The sequence below is a fragment of the Bacillus sp. JNUCC-22 genome, assembly GCF_018861275.1.
GTDB lineage: Bacteria > Bacillota > Bacilli > Bacillales > Bacillaceae > Bacillus > Bacillus velezensis.
This window is the reverse complement of the sequence record NZ_CP076408.1, coordinates 647,076-668,695: the sequence shown is the minus strand read 5'-3', so window position 1 is coordinate 668,695 and position 21,620 is coordinate 647,076. Positions and strand designations below refer to the sequence as shown.

The following is a 21,620-nucleotide window of genomic DNA, read 5'->3' as shown; positions in this document are numbered from 1 at the left end:
CAAATGTCATTCATCAACATTCCTGCCCTTCTTCTTTCACAGCAGATTAGTAACATCCGCTTAGAATGAAATGTGTTTTCCTGTTAATTCCTAATTATACAAATATCTTAACATACCTCATTTCCTCGCTCCAACGATATCACAATAAAAAAAACCCTTGCTCATACAGAAATGAACAAGGGCATCTTGGTTAATCGTAAATATGGACGGTCGGTTCTTTGTCACCCGCATTGCGGACGATCAGCGCTTCCTGCCCGTCAGACGAGGTAATGTTAATTTCGACATCAACTGAGCCTTTTGAATAATAATCCATCAGCTCACCTGTTAAGTATTGGGTAAAGGCGATGACTTCGCTTTTCCCGTAAAATTGCATCGGGATTTCAATCTTCATTTTTCTCATTTCATCGTTTTCGTACATTGCCGTTCCGACGACTCCGGTGTAATTCGGGAAGTAGCTGTCGATGGCGTTTTTGAAGCGTTTAAATACTTCGGAATCATCAGGGTATTTCTTTGCCGTGTCTGTATCCGCCGGATAGAAGACGTACTTTTCTTTGACATCATCCCAGTTTGAAATGGTGGATGAGCCGGCTTTGACTTCAGTTTTTGCAATGTAATTCCCCGGTACGATTGATGTTTTCGGCGCTTGTTTATAAAGGGCGACGGTAATCGGCACATTTTTCAGGTTATCCATTTTCCGAAGGCGGTTAACGACTTCCTGGGCGATTTCTTCACCGTGGCTGCGGATCGTTTTGTCACTGAGCTCCACTTCCTGCTGCGGATCACCTGTGTTTTCACGGTAATAGTATACAGAGTTGAGAGCGAGACCGATCATGATACCGCCAAGCTGGATGGAATTTTTATCTTTTCTTACTAAGTAATCCTGCTCAAGCATGGACGCTAAGTAAATCGGGCTGTTTTCATTTTTCTCTTTTGCCGATCCCGAGCTTGGCAGCACGGGGTTTAAGCCGAGATTCTGGAAATTGGCGTCTGCCTTTTTTGCCTTTTTCAGATCACTGCCCTCTTTTTTGCGGTCAAGCCAGCTGAGTACCGTGTCCTCATCTAAATACTGGCCTTCCTGATACAAATAGTCATCCGTCGGGAACGTGTCTTGAGCGAGCCGCATCAGACCCGTCTCGAATTCATCGATGTCCAGCCTCGTGTTCAGCCGGTCCGCGGTCAGGCCGCGCGCTTTTCCGGCCTTAAACGGAAGCACCATTTTATAGTAGGAATCAGAGATATTATATTTCGGTATGATCGCTTTTTCAGAAGACTTTGCCGTTTTCTGCGTGATCTCTTCCTCTTTGTTCCCCCCGAAACTCGGCGAACAGGCCGACAGCATGAGTACTGCCGCCGTTGCCGTCGCCGCCAATGCCAACATCTTTTTCAATAGAAAACACTCCTCTTATTTCTTTAGCTCTCCCAATAGCTGTGCTTCATTCCATACTTCAATGTTTAATTCCTGCGCTTTTGTCAGCTTGCTTCCGGCCGCTTCTCCGGCAATCAGCAAGTCTGTTTTTTTGCTGACAGATCCCGTCAGCTTTCCGCCGAGCGCTTCAATCTGCGCCTTGGCTTCATTTCTGGACAGCTCTTCAAGCTTTCCGGTTAACACGATGGTTTTGCCGGCAAAATAAGAGTCACTGTCCTCCGCTTTTACTTTTTTCGGGCCTTTGTAGAGTGTGTTCACACCGAGTTCCTCAAGTTCATTCAATAGCTCAAGCATTTCTTCTTTGCGGAAATAGGTGATAACGGCATCGGCCATCTTTTCGCCGATTTCATCTACCGCAAGCAGCTCTTCTTCCGTAGCTTGTTTCAGATTTTCCAGGCTTTCAAAATGCATGGCGAGTGTTTTGGCCGCTTTTGAGCCGATAAAACGGATGCCGAGACCGAACAGCAGGCGTTCCAGCGAATTCTCTTTCGACTTTTGGATGGAGCTGATCAGATTGTCAGTTGATTTTTCCCCCATCCGCTCAAGCCGGATGACCTGCTCTTTCGTCAGCTTATACAAATCAGCGACATTACGGACGAGATGTTCACGGAAAAGCTGTGTGATGACACGTTCTCCGAGTCCGTCAATATTCATCGCGTTGCGTGAGACAAAGTGAATCAGGCCTTCTCTGATCTGCGCCGGACATTCCGGATTGATGCAGCGCAGCGCGACTTCTCCTTCAATGCGGACAAGTTCGCTTTCGCACTCAGGGCAGCTGGTCGGCATATTGAATTCTTTTTCTTCCCCGGTCCGCTGTTCGATTAAGACATTGACGACCTCAGGGATGATGTCGCCCGCTTTTTTGACGACCACTTTATCGAGAATGCGGATATCCTTCTCTTTAATTAAATCTTCGTTATGAAGGGATGCTCTTGAGACCGTCGTTCCCGCTACTTTTACCGGTTCCAGAACGGCGGTCGGCGTAATCACGCCCGTTCTTCCGACATTCAGTTCGATATCGAGCAGTTTTGTCACGACCTCTTCCGCCGGGAATTTATAAGCAATCGCCCAGCGCGGGCTTTTTGCCGTATACCCGAGCTCTTCCTGCTGGTCGAGCGAGTCGACTTTGATGACGATCCCGTCAATTTCATACGGGAGATCGGCCCGCTTCGCCTGCAGCTCTTCGATCATTTCAATGACTTCATCTATCGTGGCGCATTTTTTCCGTTCCTGGTTTGTTTTAAAACCGAGCTCATCCAGAAAATCCAGGCCCTGACTCTGTGTTTCCACACCCATCTCGTCAAGCTCCGCTATACTGTAGACGAAGATGTCAAGATTTCGTTTCGCTGCAATTTTCGGATCGAGCTGTCTGAGTGAGCCCGCAGCCGCGTTCCGGGGATTGGCGAACGGCTCCTCTTCATGTTTCAGCCGTTCTTCATTGAGCGCTTCAAATGACTGTTTCGGCATGTACGCCTCTCCGCGCACTTCTATGGAAAGATTCCGTTTCATTTTCAGCGGAATGTTGCGGATCGTTTTTAAGTTTTCCGTGATATCTTCGCCCGTCGTTCCGTCTCCTCTTGTCGCGCCTCTGACGAAATAGCCGTCTTCATAACGGAGAGAAACAGCAAGACCGTCTATTTTCAGCTCCACATTATAAGCGACGCCGTCACCGACAGCCTGACGGACCCGGCGGTCAAAATCGCGGAGATCATCATCGTTAAATGCGTTGCCGAGACTGAGCATCGGCGTGCCGTGCTGCACCTTTTGAAACGATTCAAGCACCGCTCCCCCGACCCGCTGTGTGGGCGAATCAGGCGTTCTGAGTTCCGGGTGCTCTTCCTCTATGGCAATCAGCTCCTGAATCAGTCTGTCGTACTCGGAATCCGGCACGCTCGGTTCATCTAAGGTGTAATATTCATAACTGTACTGATCGATGGTGCGGCGCAATTCTTCTGCCCGGTGTTTCGCTGTTTCTTTGTCCATCATGTTCTTCCTTTCCTCTTCAGGTTACTGCTTTTCAATCGGCGCAAAAGCGGCAAGCAGACGCTTCACGCCGACTGGGCTCGGGAATGCGATATCAAGCTCGGTGCTTTCGCCTTCTCCTTTTACGCTGACAACCGTTCCGGTGCCCCATTTTTTATGGCCCGCTTTATCGCCGACCGCCCAGCTGAGCGAGTCGCCGCCTGTTTTGTTCGCATAGGAAACGGGACGGGATACGGGCCCGCGTTTTTGCTGCACTTTTCTTCCCGGCTGCATGCGGGGTGTTTTCTTCTCATTTAGGTTCTCCAATAAATCGCCAGGTATTTCCCTGATAAAGCGGGATTCCGGATTCATATTGGTGCGGCCGAATAAGGTGCGCATTTTGGCATTCGTTAAATACAGTTCTTCTTCCGCCCTCGTAATGCCTACATATGCGAGCCTGCGTTCTTCTTCCATCTCGGCTTCTTCCATCAGGGAGCGGCTGTGCGGGAACACGCCTTCTTCCATGCCCATTAAGAACACGACAGGAAATTCAAGCCCCTTAGCGGCGTGCAGTGTCATTAAAGTGACGGCATCCTTTCCGCCTGATTCCTCTTCCTTCTGGTCGAGCTGGTCAATATCCGCAATCAGCGCCAAATCAGTCAGAAACGCGACGAGAGACTTGTCTTCGCTTTTTTGTTCGAAGTTTTTCGTCACGGAAAGAAACTCGTCGATATTTTCAAGGCGGCTTTGGGCTTCGATTGATTTTTCGGCCTTCAGCATTTCTCTGTATTCCGTTTTCTCGAGAATTTCTTCCGTGAGTTCCGTAATGGACAGGTAATCCTGCATGTTCGTCAGATTTTCAATCATCGCGCCAAAGCCGTCAAGCGCGTTTGCCGCTTTCGCGCTGACGCCGATGAAATCAACCTGTTTGATCGCCTGGAACATTGACATTCCGTTCATCGCCGCATATGAAGCGATTTTTTCTAGCGAAGTTGCGCCGACGCCCCGCTTCGGCACATTGACGATCCGCGTAAAACTGATGTCGTCGTCCGGGTTTGACACAAGGCGCAGGTATGCGAGAATGTCTTTAATTTCTTTCCTGTCGTAGAACTTGGTTCCGCCGACGATATTGTAGTTCAGTCCGGATTTTAAAAGGGTTTCCTCAATGACGCGCGACTGGGCGTTTGTCCGGTATAAAATCGCGATATCGGAAAGCTTCCGCCGGCCCGAGCTGTGCAGCTCATAAATTTTGCCCGCGACGAATTGGCCTTCGCCGAATTCATTGTCGCCGCTGTAATAAGAAAGCTTGATGCCTTCGTCATTTTCCGTCCACAGGTTTTTCGGCTTGCGGTTTGAGTTGTTTTTGATCACTTCGTTAGCCGCCTGCAGAATCCGCTTTGTTGAGCGGTAATTTTGCTCGAGCAAAATCACGTTTGCGCTCGGATAATCTTTTTCAAAGGAAAGGATATTCGCGATATCCGCCCCGCGCCATCTGTAAATGGACTGGTCGGAGTCACCGACGACGCAGATATTTTCAAGACGGGCCGCAAGCTGCTTCACAAGCAGGTATTGCGCCCTGTTCGTATCCTGATACTCGTCTACGTGAATGTACTGGAATTTGCGCTGATAAAACTCAAGCACTTCCGGCACACGCTCGAAAAGCTTAATCGTTGTCATGATTAAATCATCAAAATCAAGCGATTGGTTTTTCAGCAGTTTTTTCTGATAATCGGTATACACGTCACTCGTGACCTGATCGTAGTAGCCGCCGGCCGATTTTGCGAATTCCTCAGGTTCGATCAGCTCGTTTTTTGCGCTGCTGATGGAGCCTAAAATACTTCTCGGATCAAACTTTTTCGGATCGATATTCCGCTCTTTCAGAATCCCTTTAATAACGGAAAGCTGATCAGCCGTATCAAGAATGGAGAAATTTCGGTTGATGCCGATTCTGTCAATATCCCTGCGCAGAATCCGCACGCACATGCTGTGGAAGGTGGATATCCAGATTTCATCCGCGCCGGGTCCGAGAATGCTCTCTACCCGCTCCTTCATTTCTCTGGCGGCTTTATTTGTAAATGTAATCGCCAGAATGTTCCATGGCGCCACGTGTTTTTCCGCCATTAAGTATGCGATTCTGTGCGTCAGCACACGTGTTTTTCCGCTTCCCGCGCCCGCCATCAGAAGCAGCGGACCGTCCGTCGTCTTGACCGCTTCCTGCTGAACGGGATTTAATCCGCTTAATAATTGATTGCTAATGTAATTCATATCCGTTCACCGCCTATCAAACATATGTTCTATCATAAATCAATTTCGTCCGCTTGGCTACTTTGTCTTTACAGCCGCCACCGTTTTAAGCGCCTGATCAAAATCTTCATATACGGCATTTCCGACAACGATGACATCGGCATGACGGCCGAACCGTTCCGCCGTTTCCGCGTCTTTAATGCCGCCTCCGTAAAACAGGACGGACTTGTCCAGCACAGCCTTCGTTTTCTCCACCGTTTCTATGTCCGCCAGCATCCCGCTGTATTCCAGATAAAAAATCGGGAGATGAAGCAAATGCTCCGCAACCCGCGCATAGGCGAGAATATCTTCTGTTTCTATATGTGTATCCGCCTCCGTCAAAGCGGCCGCCTTACAATCAGGGTTGACGATGCAGTAGCCCTCCGTCACGATTTCCTCCATTGACATGAGCTCTCCGTATTCTTTCATCGCCTGATGATGCATGCCGACAATCCAGTCCGCCTTTTTGCTGTTGAGCACACTCGGAATGAAATAAAGATCAAACCCGGGCACAATGGAATCAATCGTCGACACCTCAAGTACGCACGGCACTAAAAACCGCCGCACCTTTGACATCAGTCTCAGCACATTGTCCTCGGTGATATTGTCGCTTCCTCCGATCACAATGGCGTCAGTCCCTGATTCACAAAGCTGTTCCAGCTGTTCATCCGGTAAATCTTTATTCGGATCGAGTTTAAAAACATGCTTCCACTCGTTAACATCGTACATGCGTTTTCGTTCCTCCATTCGTTTCTTGCCATTTAAACATTATAACAAATTCGTTTGGCCCGGAAAAACGGAAAAAGACGTCATTCACCTGATTCACAAAAAAAGATTGCGCTCCGCCGGACGGGAAACGGCTATGTTTGAAAACAGACAATATGTGGAATGTCAAAGAGAAAAAAGACAAGGAGTCTGATCTCAATGGAACAAGCCATTATCGTACTGATTTGTATATTGATTTTTATTATTTTAGTTCCCGCCGCATTGTTTCTCTGGATATACATAAGAGACGAAAAGCAGGAAGAACATTCAGTGCTGCGCAATTATCCCGCAGCGGGAAAACTGCGCTATATATTTGAAAAAATCGGACCTGAGCTGCGGCAGTATTTATTCAGCAATGATAACGAAGAACAGCCGTTTTCCCGGAGAGAATATGAACAGACGGTCATGTCCGGAAAGTATAAGAGCAGAATGATGGGCTTCGGCTCAGAACGGGATTTCAATCAGCCGGGCTATTATATCCGTAACGCCCTCTTCCCGAAACAAAGGGAGGAGCTGCGCGCAGATCAGACGCCGAAGATCGACACGATGGTATACAAGATTGACAAAGACAACCTGCTGAAACGCAGCGAACACCGCGAAAAAGCAAAAGCGGACCCTTATTACCTGCATCCGGACGATGTGCAAGTGATCGGCCGCGATACATGCAAGAAGCCGTTTTATGTGAAAGGGTTAATCGGACAATCAGCGATGAGCTACGGCTCACTTGGCGACCGGGCAATCACCGCCCTGTCAAAAGGGCTGCACCAGGCCGGCGGCACATGGATGAATACAGGCGAAGGCGGCCTGTCTGAGTATCACCTGAAAGGCGGCGCGGATATTATCTGCCAAATCGGCCCCGGGCTGTTCGGCGTGCGCACTGAAGATGGAGAATTTTCATGGGAAGAATTTAAGAAAAAAAGCCGCCTCGAGCAGATTAAAGCCTTTGAATTAAAGCTTGCGCAAGGGGCGAAAGCAAGAGGCGGGCATATTGACGGTTCAAAGGTGACCGAAGAAATTGCCGCCATCAGAAATGTGCAGCCCGGACAATCCATTGACAGCCCAAACCGCTTCAACGAGTTCTCAAATGTTCCGGACATGCTTGATTTCATTGAGAAATTAAGGACTGTCGGTGAAAAACCGGTCGGTATCAAAATTGTCCCGGGCAGCCGCAAAGACCTTGAAGACCTTATTTCCTGTATGAGTTCATCAGGCAAACTTCCCGACTTTATTACGATTGACGGCAGTGAAGGGGGAACGGGAGCTTCTTTCCATGAGCTGGCGGATTCCGTCGGCCTGCCGATTCTGACCGGCCTCCCCCTTGTTGACGGCCTTTTGAAGACATACGGGATAAGAGATAAGCTGAAAATTTTCGCATCCGGAAAGCTGCTCACTCCGGATAAGATTGCCGTTGCCCTCGCGTTAGGCGCGGATTTTGTCAATATTGCCCGGGGAATGATGTTTTCAGTCGGCTGTATCCGCGCTCAAGTATGCCACACCAATCATTGTCCTGTCGGAGTGGCGACAACCGATCCAAAACTTCAGCGCGCGCTCAGTATCGAAGATAAACAGCACCGCGTCTGCAACTACGTGCTCTCGTTGCGTGAAGGGCTGTTTCACCTCGCCGCGGCGGCGGGCATCAGCTCACCGATTCATTTTTCAGCTGAACACATCGTATACCGGGAGGAAGACGGAAGCCTGAGGGAACTTCCCGGCCTTTTGAATCAGCACGCATAAAAAAAACCGCCTGCCGTCATCGGCAGAGCGGTTTTTTACGTAGCTGAGGAGGATTCTCCTTTGTTTACACGGTCAAGCGCCATTTCATAGGCGTCGTTACCGTAATTTAAGCATCTCTTCACCCGGGAAATCGTCGCTGTGGAAGCACCCGTTTCGCTTTCTATTTTGTGATACGTATTTCCTTCGCGGAGCATTCTCGCCACTTCCAAACGCTGCGCCAGCGATTGGATTTCATTAATCGTACAAAGATCGTCAAAGAAACGATAGCATTCCTCCAGATCTTTCAGCGATAAAATAGATAAAAATAACTGGTCCAGTTCTTTTCCGCGTAATTTATCGATTTGCATCGTCAAACACCTTCTCCTTTACTAATGGAAGCTGCATCGAGATCAGGCACGATATTAATCCATGTCTTTCCTGGCACAAACGGAAGAATCTCACCGCCTTTTACGGGCAGAATACGGCCGTCTTTATATTCCCAGTCTGACTCCATAACATCGCCGTGCTGAAGCAGGAGGCCCTTCCCCCCTGACTGAATATCGATGGCCCGCCTTCCATCTTTGTCTGTCATGCGATGGCCGGCTTCAACAATAAAAATGTTGTGCATGGCTAAAGGCTTTCCGGTCTCCCGGTCTGTCGCTTTCACACCATCAGAGCTTCTTGTATAAGCATCAGCTTTTTTATCATAATCGTATTCGACAAGATTTGTAATGTTTTGTGTTCCATAATCTATCCGAATATTGTAGGTTTCATTTCCTGGTTTTGCATCTGATGTCTGAAATGGGAGCGGTTCTGTTTTTCCGTTCAGCTTGTATCCTTTTTGTTCCGCCGCCTTCCTGATATTGTCATACGACGTGTAGGAATTGTGGGGCGGCTTGCTGAAATCGGCTCTCCAAAACAGGCTTCCGTCAAAATCCAAACCGTTTATATAATCGTAAGCTCCGGACTCCAGCTGCTTTTTTGCGCCGGGACTCCAGCCATGATGGACAAATATGCTGTTAAACCCGCTGCTGAGCGTGACAAAATATTCCCTCGCGCTCCGCACAGGCCCGACCGTTTCCGGCATCTCACTTTGAAAAATCGCGAGAAACCGCGTAATCCGGCCCTCCGCGAGCGCTTCGATGACAACATCCGCCTTTGACAGCCCGGATTGGGGCCTCGCCTTCGGATGATTGTTCACTGCGACTGCAATCGGACGGCGTTCTGCAAGCTTCTGCTCAGTTTTCAGCCCCGTTAAAGGAGCTTCCGCTTCTTTCGGCTGCACCTGATCGGCATTGTTCTGCCGGCAGGCGGCAAGCAGCAAAAACGCAAAACAAAGCATACAAACGGTTTTCCATCTTTTCATATGTCGGCTCCCTGCTTTTATATTTTAACGCATTATCGATGGAAAGAGTACAGTTTTTTTCATCACGTCGAATATTCCTCTCGGCGTAATGCGGATATAAGGCAGGTGTGTGCTCTGCAAAAAGAGCAGCGTATAGATCGGATCGCAGAATCGGTAGCCCCGCTCCTCCAGCAACATCCTCAGTTTTTGCTCTTTCTCAAGCACTTCTTCATACTTCTCCGCAGATGCAGAACCGTTTAAGGCGAGGGGAATCTCATGCAGAATCTTCCCGTTTTCGGCAAGCACGATTCCGCCGCCGATTTCTTTCATCCGTGAGAAAGCGAGCAGGATATCTTCCTTATTTTTTCCGGCAGCGATAATATCTCCGGTTGTCGTGTAGGAACTGACAAAACCCTGCACCCGATCGGCAAAACCTTTCAGCATTGTATTGACCCGCCATTTTCCATGCTTATCGAGAAGCGTGAGATAGCATTCATCATGATCAAAAGAAAGCTGGTCAACAGAATTATCAATCGCAATCATATACGGCTCCATAATGACCGCGTTGCGCATTATCACACCCATCGGCATTGAAAACTGTAAATCATCCATCGTCATATCATATGAAAGCTCAAGAGGGACAAGACCGCCCTTTTTCCAATCCGTTTCTGTAAACGCATTCATATTTCGGCCGTCTTCCCTCAGCAGGATGCCTTTGGAGATCACCGTGACCGGGTCCGGATTCATCGGGTCATCAAGAATATTCAATGAAGCAAGCCGGCCCGGACCGACCACACCGAGAAAGTCGTCCATCTGATAATACTTCGCGATATTAAAGGAGGCCATATTATAGGCATCGATCGCCGGAACTCCTTCCTCCAAAGCGATTTTGATTAATTCATTCGTCATGCCGCCTTTATAAAAATGCGGCGTTGCTCCATCCGTCGTGTAAAAGAAATGATCATAATGCCGGAAGCCTTTTTGATGGAGATCCTGCAAAATCGTTCTCAAATCAGGGCGGATGGATGAATGTCTGAGCGAAACATAGTAGCCCAATTCAAGCCGTCTCATCACCTCGCCGCCATTCATCGCCTCGTGGTCGGAATCAGCCCCGAACAGTTTCATCTTCGTCAGTGTTTTTTCAGAGGCTCCGGGAAAATGCCCTTCTATCCGCTTGCGCAGTTTTTTTGTCGCCTGCATGCAATGAAGCATCAGGTCATCGCCGTCCATGAGGCGCGGCCATCCGGTCAATTCTCCGCCTTGAATGACATCCGGGTGCTCAATCCATTGCTTTCGGACATCAAAAGAAAGAAGCTGATCCTCATTCAGCACTTCAGTCTGCAGATCATATCTGGACCACCAGAAATATTGCACCGGCTGTTTTTTCAGTTCCTCCAATATAGTAAGCGCTTTCTTTTTACCGCTGTGCAAAAGAAAAAACAAGTTATCATTAACAAACGTCGTTGTTCCGAATTGAGACACATATTCGGCGAGCGTTTGGGGATTATATATTTGAAAAGGATGTGTATGCGGTTCAATGTAACCTGGCACAATGTATTTTCCTTCACAATTTATGGTATGAATGTGCTCTGCTGCATCAGGAAGCTCATCACCAACATATACAATTCGGTCTCCGTAAATCCAGACATTCTTTTTCAGCCATTGTTTTAAAAAAGGATTTAATACGAGAGCATCCCGTAAAAGTAGCGTTGGAAGCAGCTTTGAGTCTACAACATCCGCCTGTGATCTGATGTCTTTATTTTTCCAGTTAAAGGTACGTTCGGACATTCACATACTCTCCTTCGCTTATATTAGACCCATCGTATCACATCCGCACAATTATCGCACGGCTAAAACGTTACAAATTATTGAAGATGAATGAAAAACTTTTTCTAAGGGAGCTGAAATGATGAAACCGAATATCAGTTTATTAAATGCCGTTCTGCGCATCACTTGCGGCCTCACCATTTTGTCTGCTGCTTCAGCGAAATACACGAGAAAACCTTGGTGCAAGATGCATCTCTTCTGTATGATGATGGGCGCGATGAAAGCGGCGTCCGGCATCCTCCGCTTCTGTCCGGTGACATATATGTTCCAAACCGGAATGAATCAGGATGACAGCCATCAGCAAGAAAAATAACAAGCCGTTTCGGCTTGTTATTTAATTTCTCCTGTCCCGCGAGTCTGAGAAGAATCCGTCTATACGCCGGAAGACTTCATCGATGACTGCGTGTCACACGGCAAGCCGACAGTCTAGGTCGTCCTCAGCTTACGTAAAAAACCCCGCATCTTACATAACGCGGGGTTTTCCTCTTTATCGCTGCGATGCTTTCAGCGCACGGGCGCCGATATCGCTTCTGTAAAACAGTCCGGGTTTTGCCAGCCCTGAAACGGCGCTGTACACTTTATCCCTCGCCGCTTCAAATGTCTCAGCAAATGCCGTGACATTGGCGACCCGGCCGCCGTTTGTAACAAATTGTCCGCCGTCTTTTTTCGTTCCGGCATGAAAAACAGCGATCCCGTCTTCAGCGGACGTCAAACTGCCGATCGGAGTGCCTTTCGCATAGCCTTCCGGATAGCCTTCAGAAGCCAGCACAACGCTGACGGCGGCCGTATCCCTCCACCTTAGGTCAACATCCTTCTCATGCAGAAGATCTAGGAGCACCTGAATGAGGTCAGATTCCATTCTCGGCACGACAACCTGTGTTTCCGGATCTCCGAAGCGCGCGTTGAATTCAATGACTTTTGATCCGTTTCCCGTCAGAATCAGCCCCGCGTACAGCACGCCCGTGAAGGAACGTCCCTCTTTTACCATTGCTTTTGCCGCCGGCTTCACAATCGTTTCGACTGCGCTTCTGACGATATCATCGGAAATGTGCGGCACCGGTGAGTAGGCGCCCATTCCGCCCGTATTCGGCCCTTTGTCTCCATCGAAGGCGCGTTTATGATCTTGAGCGATGACCATCGGATAGACGGTCTCCCCTTTTACAAACGCCATTAAAGAAAATTCTTCGCCGGCGAGGAACTCTTCAATGACCACAGATGCGCTCGCCTCCCCGAATTTCTCATCCTCAAGAAAATCGTGCAGGCATTCAATCGCTTCTTCTTCCGTCATCGCGACCGTGACACCTTTTCCGGCGGCAAGCCCGTCCGCTTTAATGACAATCGGCGCACCTTTTTGCTGCACATATGCTTTCGCCTCTTCAAATGAAGTAAACGTCTCATACTCCGCCGTCGGAATGCCGTATTTTTTCATTAAATCCTTGGCAAACTGTTTGCTTCCTTCAATGATAGCCGCTTTTTCAGACGGTCCGAAAACAAGCAGTCCGGCTTTTTCAAACTCGTCCGCTATCCCTTCAATCAGAGGAACTTCGGGGCCGATAATCGTCAGCCCGACATGATGTTCTTTCGCAAACGCAATGAGTGCGGCATGATCGCTTTCTTCAATGTTGACCAGCGTCGCGCAGTCTGCCATACCGTCATTTCCGGGCGCGGCGTACACCGTGTCAACAAGCGGGCTTTGCGCCGCTTTCCAAGCCAATGTATGCTCTCTGCCGCCTTTTCCGATAATCAATACATTCACGCTTCGTTCCCCCTCTTAATGTTTGAAATGTCTGATGCCGGTGAATACCATGGCGATCCCGTATTCATCCGCTTTTTTAATCGAATCTTCATCGCGGACCGATCCGCCTGGCTGGATAATCGCCGTGACGCCCGCTTTTGCGGCTTCTTCGACTGTATCCGGCATCGGGAAAAACGCGTCTGATCCGAGCGCGCTGCCTTTTGCTTTTTCTCCGGCCTGCTCAATGGCGATTTTAGCTGAACCGACGCGATTCATCTGTCCCGCTCCCACACCGACCGTCATATGGTCTTTTGCAAGAACGATCGCGTTGGATTTCACATGTTTGACGACTTTCCAAGCCAGCTTCAAATCTTCCCATTCCTGCTCGCTCGGCTCTCTTTTTGTCGGGATGCTGATGTCGGCGTCATCAAATCCATGGACGTCTAAATCTTGAATCAAAAGACCGCCCTGTACGGATGTCAGCTGTTTTTCTTTCTTCCCTGATGCGGACACGTCAAGCGTGAGCAGACGAAGGTTTTTCTTCGCCGTCAGTACGTTCAGCGCTTCTTCACTGAAAGAAGGGGCGATAATGATTTCTAAAAAGATGCCGTGAAGGGCTTCAGCCGTTGCCTGATCAACTTCACGGTTCAGCGCGATGATGCCGCCGAAAATGGAGGTTTTATCAGCTTCATACGCTTTATTGAATGCTTCCTCAATTGAAGCTCCCGTACCGACTCCGCACGGGTTCATATGTTTAACGGCAACAGCTGCGGGTTCTGTAAATTCCCGGACGATTTGAACGGCCGCATCTGCGTCCTTAATATTGTTGTAAGAAAGCTCTTTGCCGTGAAGCTGTTTTGCCGCCGCGATGGAACCGGAGACGGGAAGTGCGCTTTGATAGAAAACAGCCTCTTGGTGAGGGTTTTCACCGTAGCGGAGCGATTGTTTTTTCTCAAATGTAACGGTGAATTGCTCAGAGTCTTTCTCACCGGCCTCGCGTGTTAAGTAATCAGCGATTAATGCGTCGTATGCCGCGGTATGGCGGAATACTTTGGCCGCAAGCTCGCGTTTTCTTTTAAGCGAAACGCCGCCGTGTTCTTTAATCTCATTGAGCACGGAGCTGTAATCGGCCGGATCTGTGATGACCGTCACATCCTGATGGTTTTTCGATGCGGCGCGCAGCATGCCGGGACCGCCGATATCAATGTTTTCTATCGCTTCATCGTATGTTACGTCTTCTTTCGAAATCGTTTCTTTAAACGGGTAAAGGTTGACGACCACAAGGTCAATGGGGGCAATGCCATGCTCATTGATCTGCGCCATATGCTCTTCATTGTCTCTTACGGCAAGCAGTCCGCCGTGAATATTAGGATGGAGCGTTTTTAACCGTCCGTCCATAATTTCAGGAAATCCGGTCACTTCTGAAATGCCGATGACATCCACACCGTTTTCCTGAAGAAGTTTTTTTGTTCCTCCGGTCGAAATGACTTCGACGCCGAGCTCTGTCAGTTCCTTTACGAAAGGTACGAGATTTGTTTTATCAGAAACACTGATTAGTGCGCGTTTGATTGTCATGCCTTTTCACCTCTGTTATTTAGTCCCAGCAGCTGTTTCACAACGCTCGGATACCATTTGTGCTCAAGCTCGTGTATTGTATGCTCTATGTTTTCAAGCGTATCGTTTTCCTGTATTTCGAATGCTTTTTGCGCGATAATCGGTCCGGTGTCCATGCCTTCGTCGACGTAATGAACGGTAATGCCCGCCACTTTCACACCGGCCCGATACGCCTGTCCGACAGCGTCAATCCCGGGGAATGCCGGAAGAAGCGAGGGATGTATATTAATAATGCGGCCCCCGTATGCTTCAAGCAGCGTATCTCCAATCAGTCTCATATAGCCGGCGAGAACGATTAATTCCGCCCCGTGCAGGCGCAGCTGTTCAATAACGGCCCGTTCAAAGGCCGCTTTGTTTTCAAAAGATGACGGTTCAAAGGCGAATGACGGAATGTGTAAAGCCTCCGCCCTTTCCACCGCCTTTGCCTGAGGCTTATCCGTCACGAGAAGCGAGAGCTCCGCATCCCACTTCTCTTCTCTCATGCGTTTGGCAATGGCCTCGAAGTTCGATCCGTTTCCTGAAGCAAATACCGCAAACTTTTTCATGAAAGAGCCGCACCGCCGAAAGAAATGCCTTCGCCCCGCTTGACCCGGCCGATCAAATAAGCCTTCTCGCCCTGAGCTTCAAGCGTGTCGATAACGTCTGTCAAGTCCTCTTCTTTAACGGCAAGGACAAAACCGATGCCCATATTAAAGACATTGAACATTTCTTCTTCTTTCAGCTTGCCGTGCTCCTGCAGAAACGGAAAAATCGGCGGGATCGGCCATGATCCGTGATCAATTTCCGCGCTCAATCCGTCCGGCAGCATCCGCGGAATGTTCTCGATGAATCCTCCGCCTGTCACATGCGCCATGCCGTCCACCTTACCGCTTTTCACCGCCTTGAGCACCGGCTTCACATATATTCTCGTCGGTTCCAGCAATTCTTCTCCGAGAGGACGCGCAAACGGTTCATAGACAGTATCCAAATCAAGTCCGCCGTCATCAAGAAGCACTTTTCTCACAAGGGAAAACCCGTTGCTGTGAAGGCCGCTTGAAGTAAGTCCGATTAAGAGATGTCCCTCTTCGATATTTTCACCGGTGACGATTTCGTCTTTTTCCGCGACGCCGACTGAAAAGCCCGCAATATCGTATTCATCAGCCGTATACAGCCCCGGCATTTCCGCCGTCTCACCGCCGATAAGCGCTGATCCTGACTGCTCGCATCCGTCCGCCACGCCCTGAACGATCTGCTCAATTTTTACCGGATCGGCCTTGCCGACCGCTAAATAATCAAGGAAAAACAGCGGCTCCGCTCCTTGGGCAAGCACATCATTTACACACATCGCGACCGCATCGACGCCGATCGTGTCATGCTTATCCATTGAAAATGCGAGTTTCAATTTGGTGCCGACACCGTCTGTTCCGGAAATTAAAACAGGCTTTTGATACGGAAGCTCTGACAGATCAAACATTCCGCCAAAACCGCCCAGGCTTCCCATAACGCCGAGCCTTTTCGTGCGCTCCACGTGTTTTTTCATTCGTTTGACGGCTTCGTATCCGGCTTCGATGTCAACTCCGGCATTTTTATAAGCATCAGACATCCCTATCACTCCTTGTCAATTCGTTTCTCCTTAAAAGGCAGAAAGAGAAAGGCAGCCTGAATTCCCGCTGCCTTTATGTCATTTTCACATTTTATTTTGTCAGCACCGCTTCTTTTACGTGAGGAAGCACTGTATCCTGATAAATTTCCGTCGGATATTTGCCCGTAAAACAAGCGAGGCATTGTCCGCAATTGGTGTCTTCAAATTTTCGGCCGACTCCTTTTAACAATCCGTCTACACTTAAGAAAGAAAGCGTGTCAGCACCGATGATCTGGCGGATTTCTTCCACGGAATGAGAAGAAGCGATCAGCTCCTCATGGGTTGATGTGTCGATGCCGTAGAAGCACGGATGAGCGATCGGCGGTGAACTGATCTTGACGTGCACCTCTGTCGCTCCCGCTTCTCTGAGCATTGTGACAATCCGGCGGCTTGTCGTCCCGCGCACGATGGAATCATCAACCATGACGACCCGTTTTCCTTCGACAACACCGCGGACGGCGGACAGCTTCATTCTCACGCCTTGCTCACGGAGAGCCTGTGACGGCTGGATAAACGTTCTGCCGACATAACGGTTTTTAATGAGACCGAGTTCGTACGGGATGCCCGTTGCCTCGGCATAGCCGATGGCCGCAGAAATACTGGAATCAGGCACGCCTGTGACGACATCCGCTTCAACCGCGGACTCCTGGGCAAGCATTTTTCCGAGGTTTTTCCGGGCGCTGTGCACGTTAATGCCGTCGATATTGCTGTCAGGTCTTGAGAAATAAATGTACTCCATGCTGCAGATGGAACGGTTGATATTCATGGAGAAACGCTCTGATTTCATGCCTTCATCATTGATGATCAGCATTTCGCCCGGCTCTACCTCGCGAAGGTATGTCGCGCCGACCACATCGAATGCGCATGTTTCTGATGCGACGACGTAAGCATCGCCCATCATGCCGATTGACAGCGGTCTGAGTCCGTTCGGGTCAAGCGCTACGATCATTTCTGTTTCAGTCATGATTAAAAAGGCATAAGCGCCTTTCAGCATAGATAGCGAATTTTTGATTTGATCCTTCAGCGAAAAGTGGCCGCTGCGTTTAATCAGGTGAGCCAGCACTTCCGTATCGGAGGAAGTCTGAAAGATGCTCCCTTGGTTTTCAAGCTGCTGCTTCAACTGTGTGGCGTTGACCAAGTTGCCGTTATGGGCGAGCGCGAGGCTGCCGTTGTTTTGCGAACGGAACAGGAGCGGCTGGACATTTTCATATCCGCCTCCGCCTGCCGTCGCATAACGGACGTGCCCGATCGCGCCTTTTCCCTTCACTTTGCTCAGTTCGCCGTTTTGAAAAACCTCGGTAATAAGCCCCTGTCCTTTATGCGCCGTCAGTTTTTCACCGTCAGTTGCGACAATTCCCGCGCCTTCCTGTCCTCTGTGCTGGAGGCTGTGGAGGCCGTAATACGTGATCTGCGGAGCTTCTTCATGTCCCCAGATGCCAAACACACCGCATTCTTCATTCAGGCCTTTGATTTCAGCAAGCATGGAATAGCTCCTTTCCACGCGCGCTCAAGTTCTTTCGTTTGCGCGTGAACCAATTGTTGTCCGTCCTGGTTTTGAATCGCCAGAATTCCGTCAGCCGTTACCTCACCGATATGAACCGCATCGGCCACAGCCGCTTCAAACGCCGCTTGGTGTTCTTTTTTCACTGAAACGACGAAGCGGGATTGAGATTCAGAGAATAATAATGCCGCTTCCCCTGCAACAGTTACGTTGGCGCCAAGGTTTTCCGTCGTCATGACGCTTTCTGCAACCGCTACGCCTAAGCCGCCTTCTGATACGTCATGCGCTGATTGAACGAAGCCTTTTTTAATCGCGTCAAGCAATTCTTTTTGGCGTGACCGCTCTATATCAAGATCGATTTGCGGCGCTTTGCCGTAAATGCGGCCTTCTGTCATTTTTTGCAGTTCGCTTCCGGCAAACTCAGGTTTTGTTTCGCCGATCACGTATACAAGATCCCCCGCTTGTTTGAAATGCTGTGTCGTAATATGAGCGGTATCTTCAATTAAGCCGACCATGCCGATAACAGGCGTCGGGTAGATCGCCGTTCCGTTCGATTCATTATAAAGTGATACGTTACCGCCGATGACGGGAGTGCTGAGAACATTGCACGCCTCGCTGATGCCGTCGGCCGCTTTTTCGATCTGCCAGAAAATTTCAGGTTTTTCCGGGTTTCCGAAATTCAGATTATCCGTGACCGCAAGCGGTTCGGCGCCGGAGCATACGATGTTGCGCGCTGCTTCGGCAACTGCGATTTTCCCGCCTTCTTCTGGATCAAGATATAAATAACGGGCGTTGCAATCCGTCGTCATCGCCAGCGCTTTTTTCGTGCCGCGGATTCTGAGCACTCCCGCGTCAGAGCCCGGAGCGACCACCGTATTTGTGCGCACCATGTAGTCATATTGATCGTACACCCACTCTTTGCTGGCGATTGTCGGCTGCTGCAGCAGGGCAAAAAGCGTCTCTGTCGCATCTTTTACTTCAGGCGCGGGAACTTCCGTTTCCTGAAACTCGCGGTAGTACGCGGGTTCTGCTGACGGCTTGTGGTATACAGGTGCTTCTTCCGCCAGCGCGTCGACCGGAAGCTCGCAAACAACCTCTCCGTTATGGCGGAGGCGGAGCATTTTATCATCCGTAACATGACCTACGGAAACCGCTTCAAGATCATATTTATCAAAAATATCGACAATTTCCTGTTCACGTCCGCGTTCAATGACGAGAAGCATGCGTTCCTGAGACTCGGAAAGCATCATTTCGTAAGCGGTCATACCTGTTTCCCGCTGCGGAATGAGATCAAGGTTCATTTCAATGCCTGAGCCGGCTTTGCTTGCCATTTCAGCACTCGAACTTGTCAGACCGGCCGCCCCCATATCCTGAATGCCGACTAAGGCGTCGCATTGGATGACTTCAAGGCATGCTTCCAGGAGAAGTTTTTCCATGAAAGGATCGCCGACCTGCACCGCGGAACGTTTTTCTTCAGATGAATCTGACATTTCTTCTGATGCGAAAGTAGCGCCGTGTATGCCGTCGCGGCCCGTTTTAGCGCCGACGTACATGACCGTATTGCCGACACCTTTCGCCTGGCCTTTTTTAATATCTTTATGATCAATTAAGCCGACGCACATTGCATTGACAAGCGGATTGCCCTCATAGCTTGCGTCAAACTGCACTTCTCCGCCGACCGTCGGAATTCCGATACAGTTTCCGTATCCCGCGATTCCCGCCACTACTTCTTCAAACAAGTACTTCACACGAGGTGAAGTGAGCTCACCAAATCGAAGAGAGTTTAATACAGCTATCGGACGGGCGCCCATTGAGAAAACGTCACGGATGATGCCGCCCACTCCCGTCGCAGCACCTTGGTATGGCTCAATCGCTGACGGATGGTTATGAGATTCAATTTTGAACACGACCGCCTGATTGTCACCGATGTCAACGATTCCCGCGCCTTCTCCGGGACCCTGCAGCACGCGTTCGCCGCTAGTCGGGAATTTGCGTAAAACCGGTTTTGAGTTTTTATAGCTGCAGTGCTCTGACCACATGACGGAAAAAATCCCGATTTCCGTGTAGTTCGGCAATCTTCCGATAATAGATTCAATGAGTGCGAACTCGTCATCACTGACACCCATTTGCTGATAGAGTTTCTCTTCGTTTATTTGTTCTTTACTTGGTTCAAGCAGTAGCGACATGAGTTTCCCTCCAATTTTTCACGATAGACCGGAACAATGTAAGACCGTCTGCGCTGCCGAGCAGTTCATCGACTGCGCGCTCAGGGTGAGGCATCATGCCTAATACGTTGCCTTTCTCATTCACGACGCCGGCAATGCCGCTGACGCTTCCGTTAATATCGCCGCCGTATGTGAAGGCGATTTGATTGTTTTCTTTTAATCTTTCAAGCGTTTCGTCATCACAGTAGAAATTGCCTTCGCCGTGGGCAACCGGAATCGTAATCGATTGTCCTTTTTCATAGGAAGATGTGAATAACGTGCCGCCGTTCTGCACGATTAATTCAACCGGGCGGCAGATGAACTTTAAATCTTTGTTGCGTCTCATCGCGCCGGGCAGAAGTCCGAGCTCCTGCAGAATCTGGAATCCGTTGCAGACGCCGAGAACCGGTTTTCCTTCGGCAGCCGCTTTTTTCACAGCCGGCATGATGTTTGCGAATCTGGCGATGGCGCCGCATCTCAAGTAGTCGCCGTATGAAAACCCGCCGGGGATGAGCACGCCGTCAAATCCGTCAAGGCTTGTTTCCTCGTGCCAGACATACTCGACTTCTTCGCCGAGTTCGTCTTTTACGGCGTGGAACATATCAATATCACAGTTGGAGCCGGGTAACACAATCACCGCAAATTTCACTGTGCGACAACCTCCTCAACTTCATATCGGTAGTCTTCAATGACTGTATTGGCAAGAAGCTTTTCACACATTTCTTTCACGAGCGCGTCAAGATCGCGGTCAGATTTTTCAATCGTCAGCTCCATGTATTTTCCGATGCGCACATCCTGCACTTCATTGTAGGTCATGCTGTGCAATGCATGCTGCACCGCGCTTCCTTGAGGATCGAGCACACTTTCTTTTAAGCTGACATAAACTTTCACTTTATACATTATGAAATGCCTCCCAGTCTTTTAAAAATCTCTTCATATGCGTCGGTTAAGCTTCCCAGGTTCCGTCTGAACAAATCTTTATCGAGCTTTTCGTTTGTGTCTTTGTCCCACAGACGGCACGTGTCAGGAGAAATTTCATCCGCTAAAAGAACCCGTCCCTCTGCGTCTAAGCCGAATTCCAGCTTAAAATCTATTAATCTGACGCCGCAGTCTTCAAAAATATGCTGCAGCTCTTGATTCACCTGTTTTGTAATCGATTTGATCGTTTCCACCTGCTCAGGAGCCGCCGCTTTTAAAAGCCAGATATGATCTTCTGTGATGAGCGGATCGCCCAGTGCGTCATCTTTATAGTAAAATTCGATAATCGGCTGCGGAAGCTTAGTTCCTTCCGGGATGCCGAGACGTTTCGACATGCTTCCGGCGGCAACGTTTCTGACCACGACTTCAAGCGGAATGATGCTCACTTTTTTGATAAGCTGCTCTGATTCTGAAACACGCTCCACAAAGTGGTTGTCAATTCCTTTGGCGTGCAGATGTTTGAAAATCAGGCTTGAAATTTCATTGTTCAGACGGCCCTTTCCGCTGATCTCCGCTTTTTTCTCACCGTTAAAGGCTGTTGCGGAATCCTTGTAGACCACGCGGAGAATCTGTTCGTCTTCAGTTTGATAAATCCGTTTCGCTTTTCCTTCATAAAGAAGATTATTGTTCACAATATTCACGGAAG

Annotated in this window: 18 protein-coding genes; 2 read left to right on the top strand and 16 right to left on the bottom strand. The window is 49.2% G+C overall.

The features are described from left to right. Nucleotides 1-190 precede the first annotated feature (190 nt). From JNUCC22_RS03470 to JNUCC22_RS03455, 4 genes are read right to left on the bottom strand one after another with little or no spacing between them, the layout of a single operon-like run. Nucleotides 191-1,387, bottom strand: coding sequence for a CamS family sex pheromone protein (locus tag JNUCC22_RS03470; RefSeq protein WP_015416980.1), 1,197 nt, complete (start codon nucleotides 1,385-1,387; stop codon nucleotides 191-193). A 15-nt stretch (nucleotides 1,388-1,402) separates the two neighbouring features. Continuing rightward, a complete protein-coding gene (gene ligA / locus JNUCC22_RS03465; RefSeq protein WP_015239322.1) occupies nucleotides 1,403-3,409 on the bottom strand; it encodes an NAD-dependent DNA ligase LigA in 2,007 nt (668 codons plus the stop codon). A 24-nt stretch (nucleotides 3,410-3,433) separates the two neighbouring features. Then, entirely contained in the window at nucleotides 3,434-5,653 is a 2,220-nt protein-coding gene (pcrA, locus tag JNUCC22_RS03460) for a DNA helicase PcrA (protein ID WP_032867578.1), read from the bottom strand. 57 nt (nucleotides 5,654-5,710) lie between these two features. Further along, nucleotides 5,711-6,400, bottom strand: a complete 690-nt coding sequence (locus tag JNUCC22_RS03455; protein ID WP_025284376.1) for a heptaprenylglyceryl phosphate synthase — start codon at nucleotides 6,398-6,400, stop codon at nucleotides 5,711-5,713. A 195-nt stretch (nucleotides 6,401-6,595) separates the two neighbouring features. Here JNUCC22_RS03455 and JNUCC22_RS03450 point away from each other — a divergent pair, with 195 nt between their 5' ends. Continuing rightward, nucleotides 6,596-8,170 carry an FMN-binding glutamate synthase family protein gene (locus JNUCC22_RS03450; RefSeq protein ID WP_061046490.1) on the top strand — a complete coding sequence of 525 codons (1,575 nt, stop codon included), beginning with the start codon at nucleotides 6,596-6,598 and terminating at the stop codon, nucleotides 8,168-8,170. 35 nt (nucleotides 8,171-8,205) lie between these two features. Here JNUCC22_RS03450 and JNUCC22_RS03445 read toward each other — a convergent pair whose 3' ends face one another. Genes JNUCC22_RS03445 through JNUCC22_RS03435 form a run of 3 tightly spaced genes read right to left on the bottom strand, consistent with a single transcriptional unit; the run spans nucleotide 8,206 to nucleotide 11,282 of the window. Next, nucleotides 8,206-8,517 (bottom strand): YerC/YecD family TrpR-related protein, encoded by a 312-nt coding sequence (locus JNUCC22_RS03445; protein ID WP_003155745.1) that lies wholly within the window; start codon nucleotides 8,515-8,517, stop codon nucleotides 8,206-8,208. Between the two features lie 2 nt (nucleotides 8,518-8,519). Next, entirely contained in the window at nucleotides 8,520-9,515 is a 996-nt protein-coding gene (locus JNUCC22_RS03440; RefSeq protein WP_017419031.1) for a DUF3048 domain-containing protein, read from the bottom strand. Nucleotides 9,516-9,539: 24 nt separating this feature from the next. Beyond that, nucleotides 9,540-11,282 carry an adenine deaminase gene (locus JNUCC22_RS03435; protein WP_032871754.1) on the bottom strand — a complete coding sequence of 581 codons (1,743 nt, stop codon included), beginning with the start codon at nucleotides 11,280-11,282 and terminating at the stop codon, nucleotides 9,540-9,542. 121 nt (nucleotides 11,283-11,403) lie between these two features. On the opposite strand from JNUCC22_RS03435, the gene JNUCC22_RS03430 reads away from it, so the two are divergent. After that, nucleotides 11,404-11,634: a YgaP family membrane protein gene (locus JNUCC22_RS03430; RefSeq protein WP_039062734.1), complete on the top strand. Its 231-nt coding sequence runs from the start codon at nucleotides 11,404-11,406 to the stop codon at nucleotides 11,632-11,634. A gap of 174 nt (nucleotides 11,635-11,808) precedes the next feature. On the opposite strand, the gene purD is transcribed toward JNUCC22_RS03430, so the two are convergent. The 9 genes from purD to purC all read right to left on the bottom strand — a co-directional run bounded on the left by purD (nucleotide 11,809) and on the right by purC (nucleotide 21,615). Beyond that, nucleotides 11,809-13,077: a phosphoribosylamine--glycine ligase gene (gene purD, locus JNUCC22_RS03425; protein WP_216062127.1), complete on the bottom strand. Its 1,269-nt coding sequence runs from the start codon at nucleotides 13,075-13,077 to the stop codon at nucleotides 11,809-11,811. 15 nt (nucleotides 13,078-13,092) lie between these two features. Further along, a complete protein-coding gene (purH, locus tag JNUCC22_RS03420) occupies nucleotides 13,093-14,631 on the bottom strand; it encodes a bifunctional phosphoribosylaminoimidazolecarboxamide formyltransferase/IMP cyclohydrolase (RefSeq protein ID WP_124934884.1) in 1,539 nt (512 codons plus the stop codon). Further along, entirely contained in the window at nucleotides 14,628-15,215 is a 588-nt protein-coding gene (gene purN / locus JNUCC22_RS03415) for a phosphoribosylglycinamide formyltransferase (protein ID WP_012116999.1), read from the bottom strand. The genes purH and purN overlap by 4 nt, the downstream gene beginning before the upstream one ends. Further along, on the bottom strand, nucleotides 15,212-16,252 hold the full coding sequence (gene purM / locus JNUCC22_RS03410; protein ID WP_216062126.1) for a phosphoribosylformylglycinamidine cyclo-ligase: 1,041 nt from the start codon (nucleotides 16,250-16,252) through the stop codon (nucleotides 15,212-15,214). Before purM ends, purN begins: the two co-directional genes overlap by 4 nt. A gap of 91 nt (nucleotides 16,253-16,343) precedes the next feature. Then, nucleotides 16,344-17,774, bottom strand: a complete 1,431-nt coding sequence (purF, locus tag JNUCC22_RS03405; protein WP_007609856.1) for an amidophosphoribosyltransferase — start codon at nucleotides 17,772-17,774, stop codon at nucleotides 16,344-16,346. After that, nucleotides 17,750-19,978: a phosphoribosylformylglycinamidine synthase subunit PurL gene (gene purL / locus JNUCC22_RS03400; RefSeq protein WP_216062125.1), complete on the bottom strand. Its 2,229-nt coding sequence runs from the start codon at nucleotides 19,976-19,978 to the stop codon at nucleotides 17,750-17,752. Before purL ends, purF begins: the two co-directional genes overlap by 25 nt. After that, nucleotides 19,962-20,645 carry a phosphoribosylformylglycinamidine synthase subunit PurQ gene (gene purQ, locus JNUCC22_RS03395; RefSeq protein WP_007408898.1) on the bottom strand — a complete coding sequence of 228 codons (684 nt, stop codon included), beginning with the start codon at nucleotides 20,643-20,645 and terminating at the stop codon, nucleotides 19,962-19,964. Before purQ ends, purL begins: the two co-directional genes overlap by 17 nt. Further along, nucleotides 20,642-20,896: a phosphoribosylformylglycinamidine synthase subunit PurS gene (gene purS, locus JNUCC22_RS03390; RefSeq protein WP_003155758.1), complete on the bottom strand. Its 255-nt coding sequence runs from the start codon at nucleotides 20,894-20,896 to the stop codon at nucleotides 20,642-20,644. Before purS ends, purQ begins: the two co-directional genes overlap by 4 nt. Beyond that, complete coding sequence (purC, locus tag JNUCC22_RS03385; RefSeq protein WP_043021036.1) at nucleotides 20,896-21,615, bottom strand: phosphoribosylaminoimidazolesuccinocarboxamide synthase; 720 nt, start codon at nucleotides 21,613-21,615, stop codon at nucleotides 20,896-20,898. The genes purS and purC overlap by 1 nt, the downstream gene beginning before the upstream one ends. Nucleotides 21,616-21,620 lie beyond the last annotated feature (5 nt).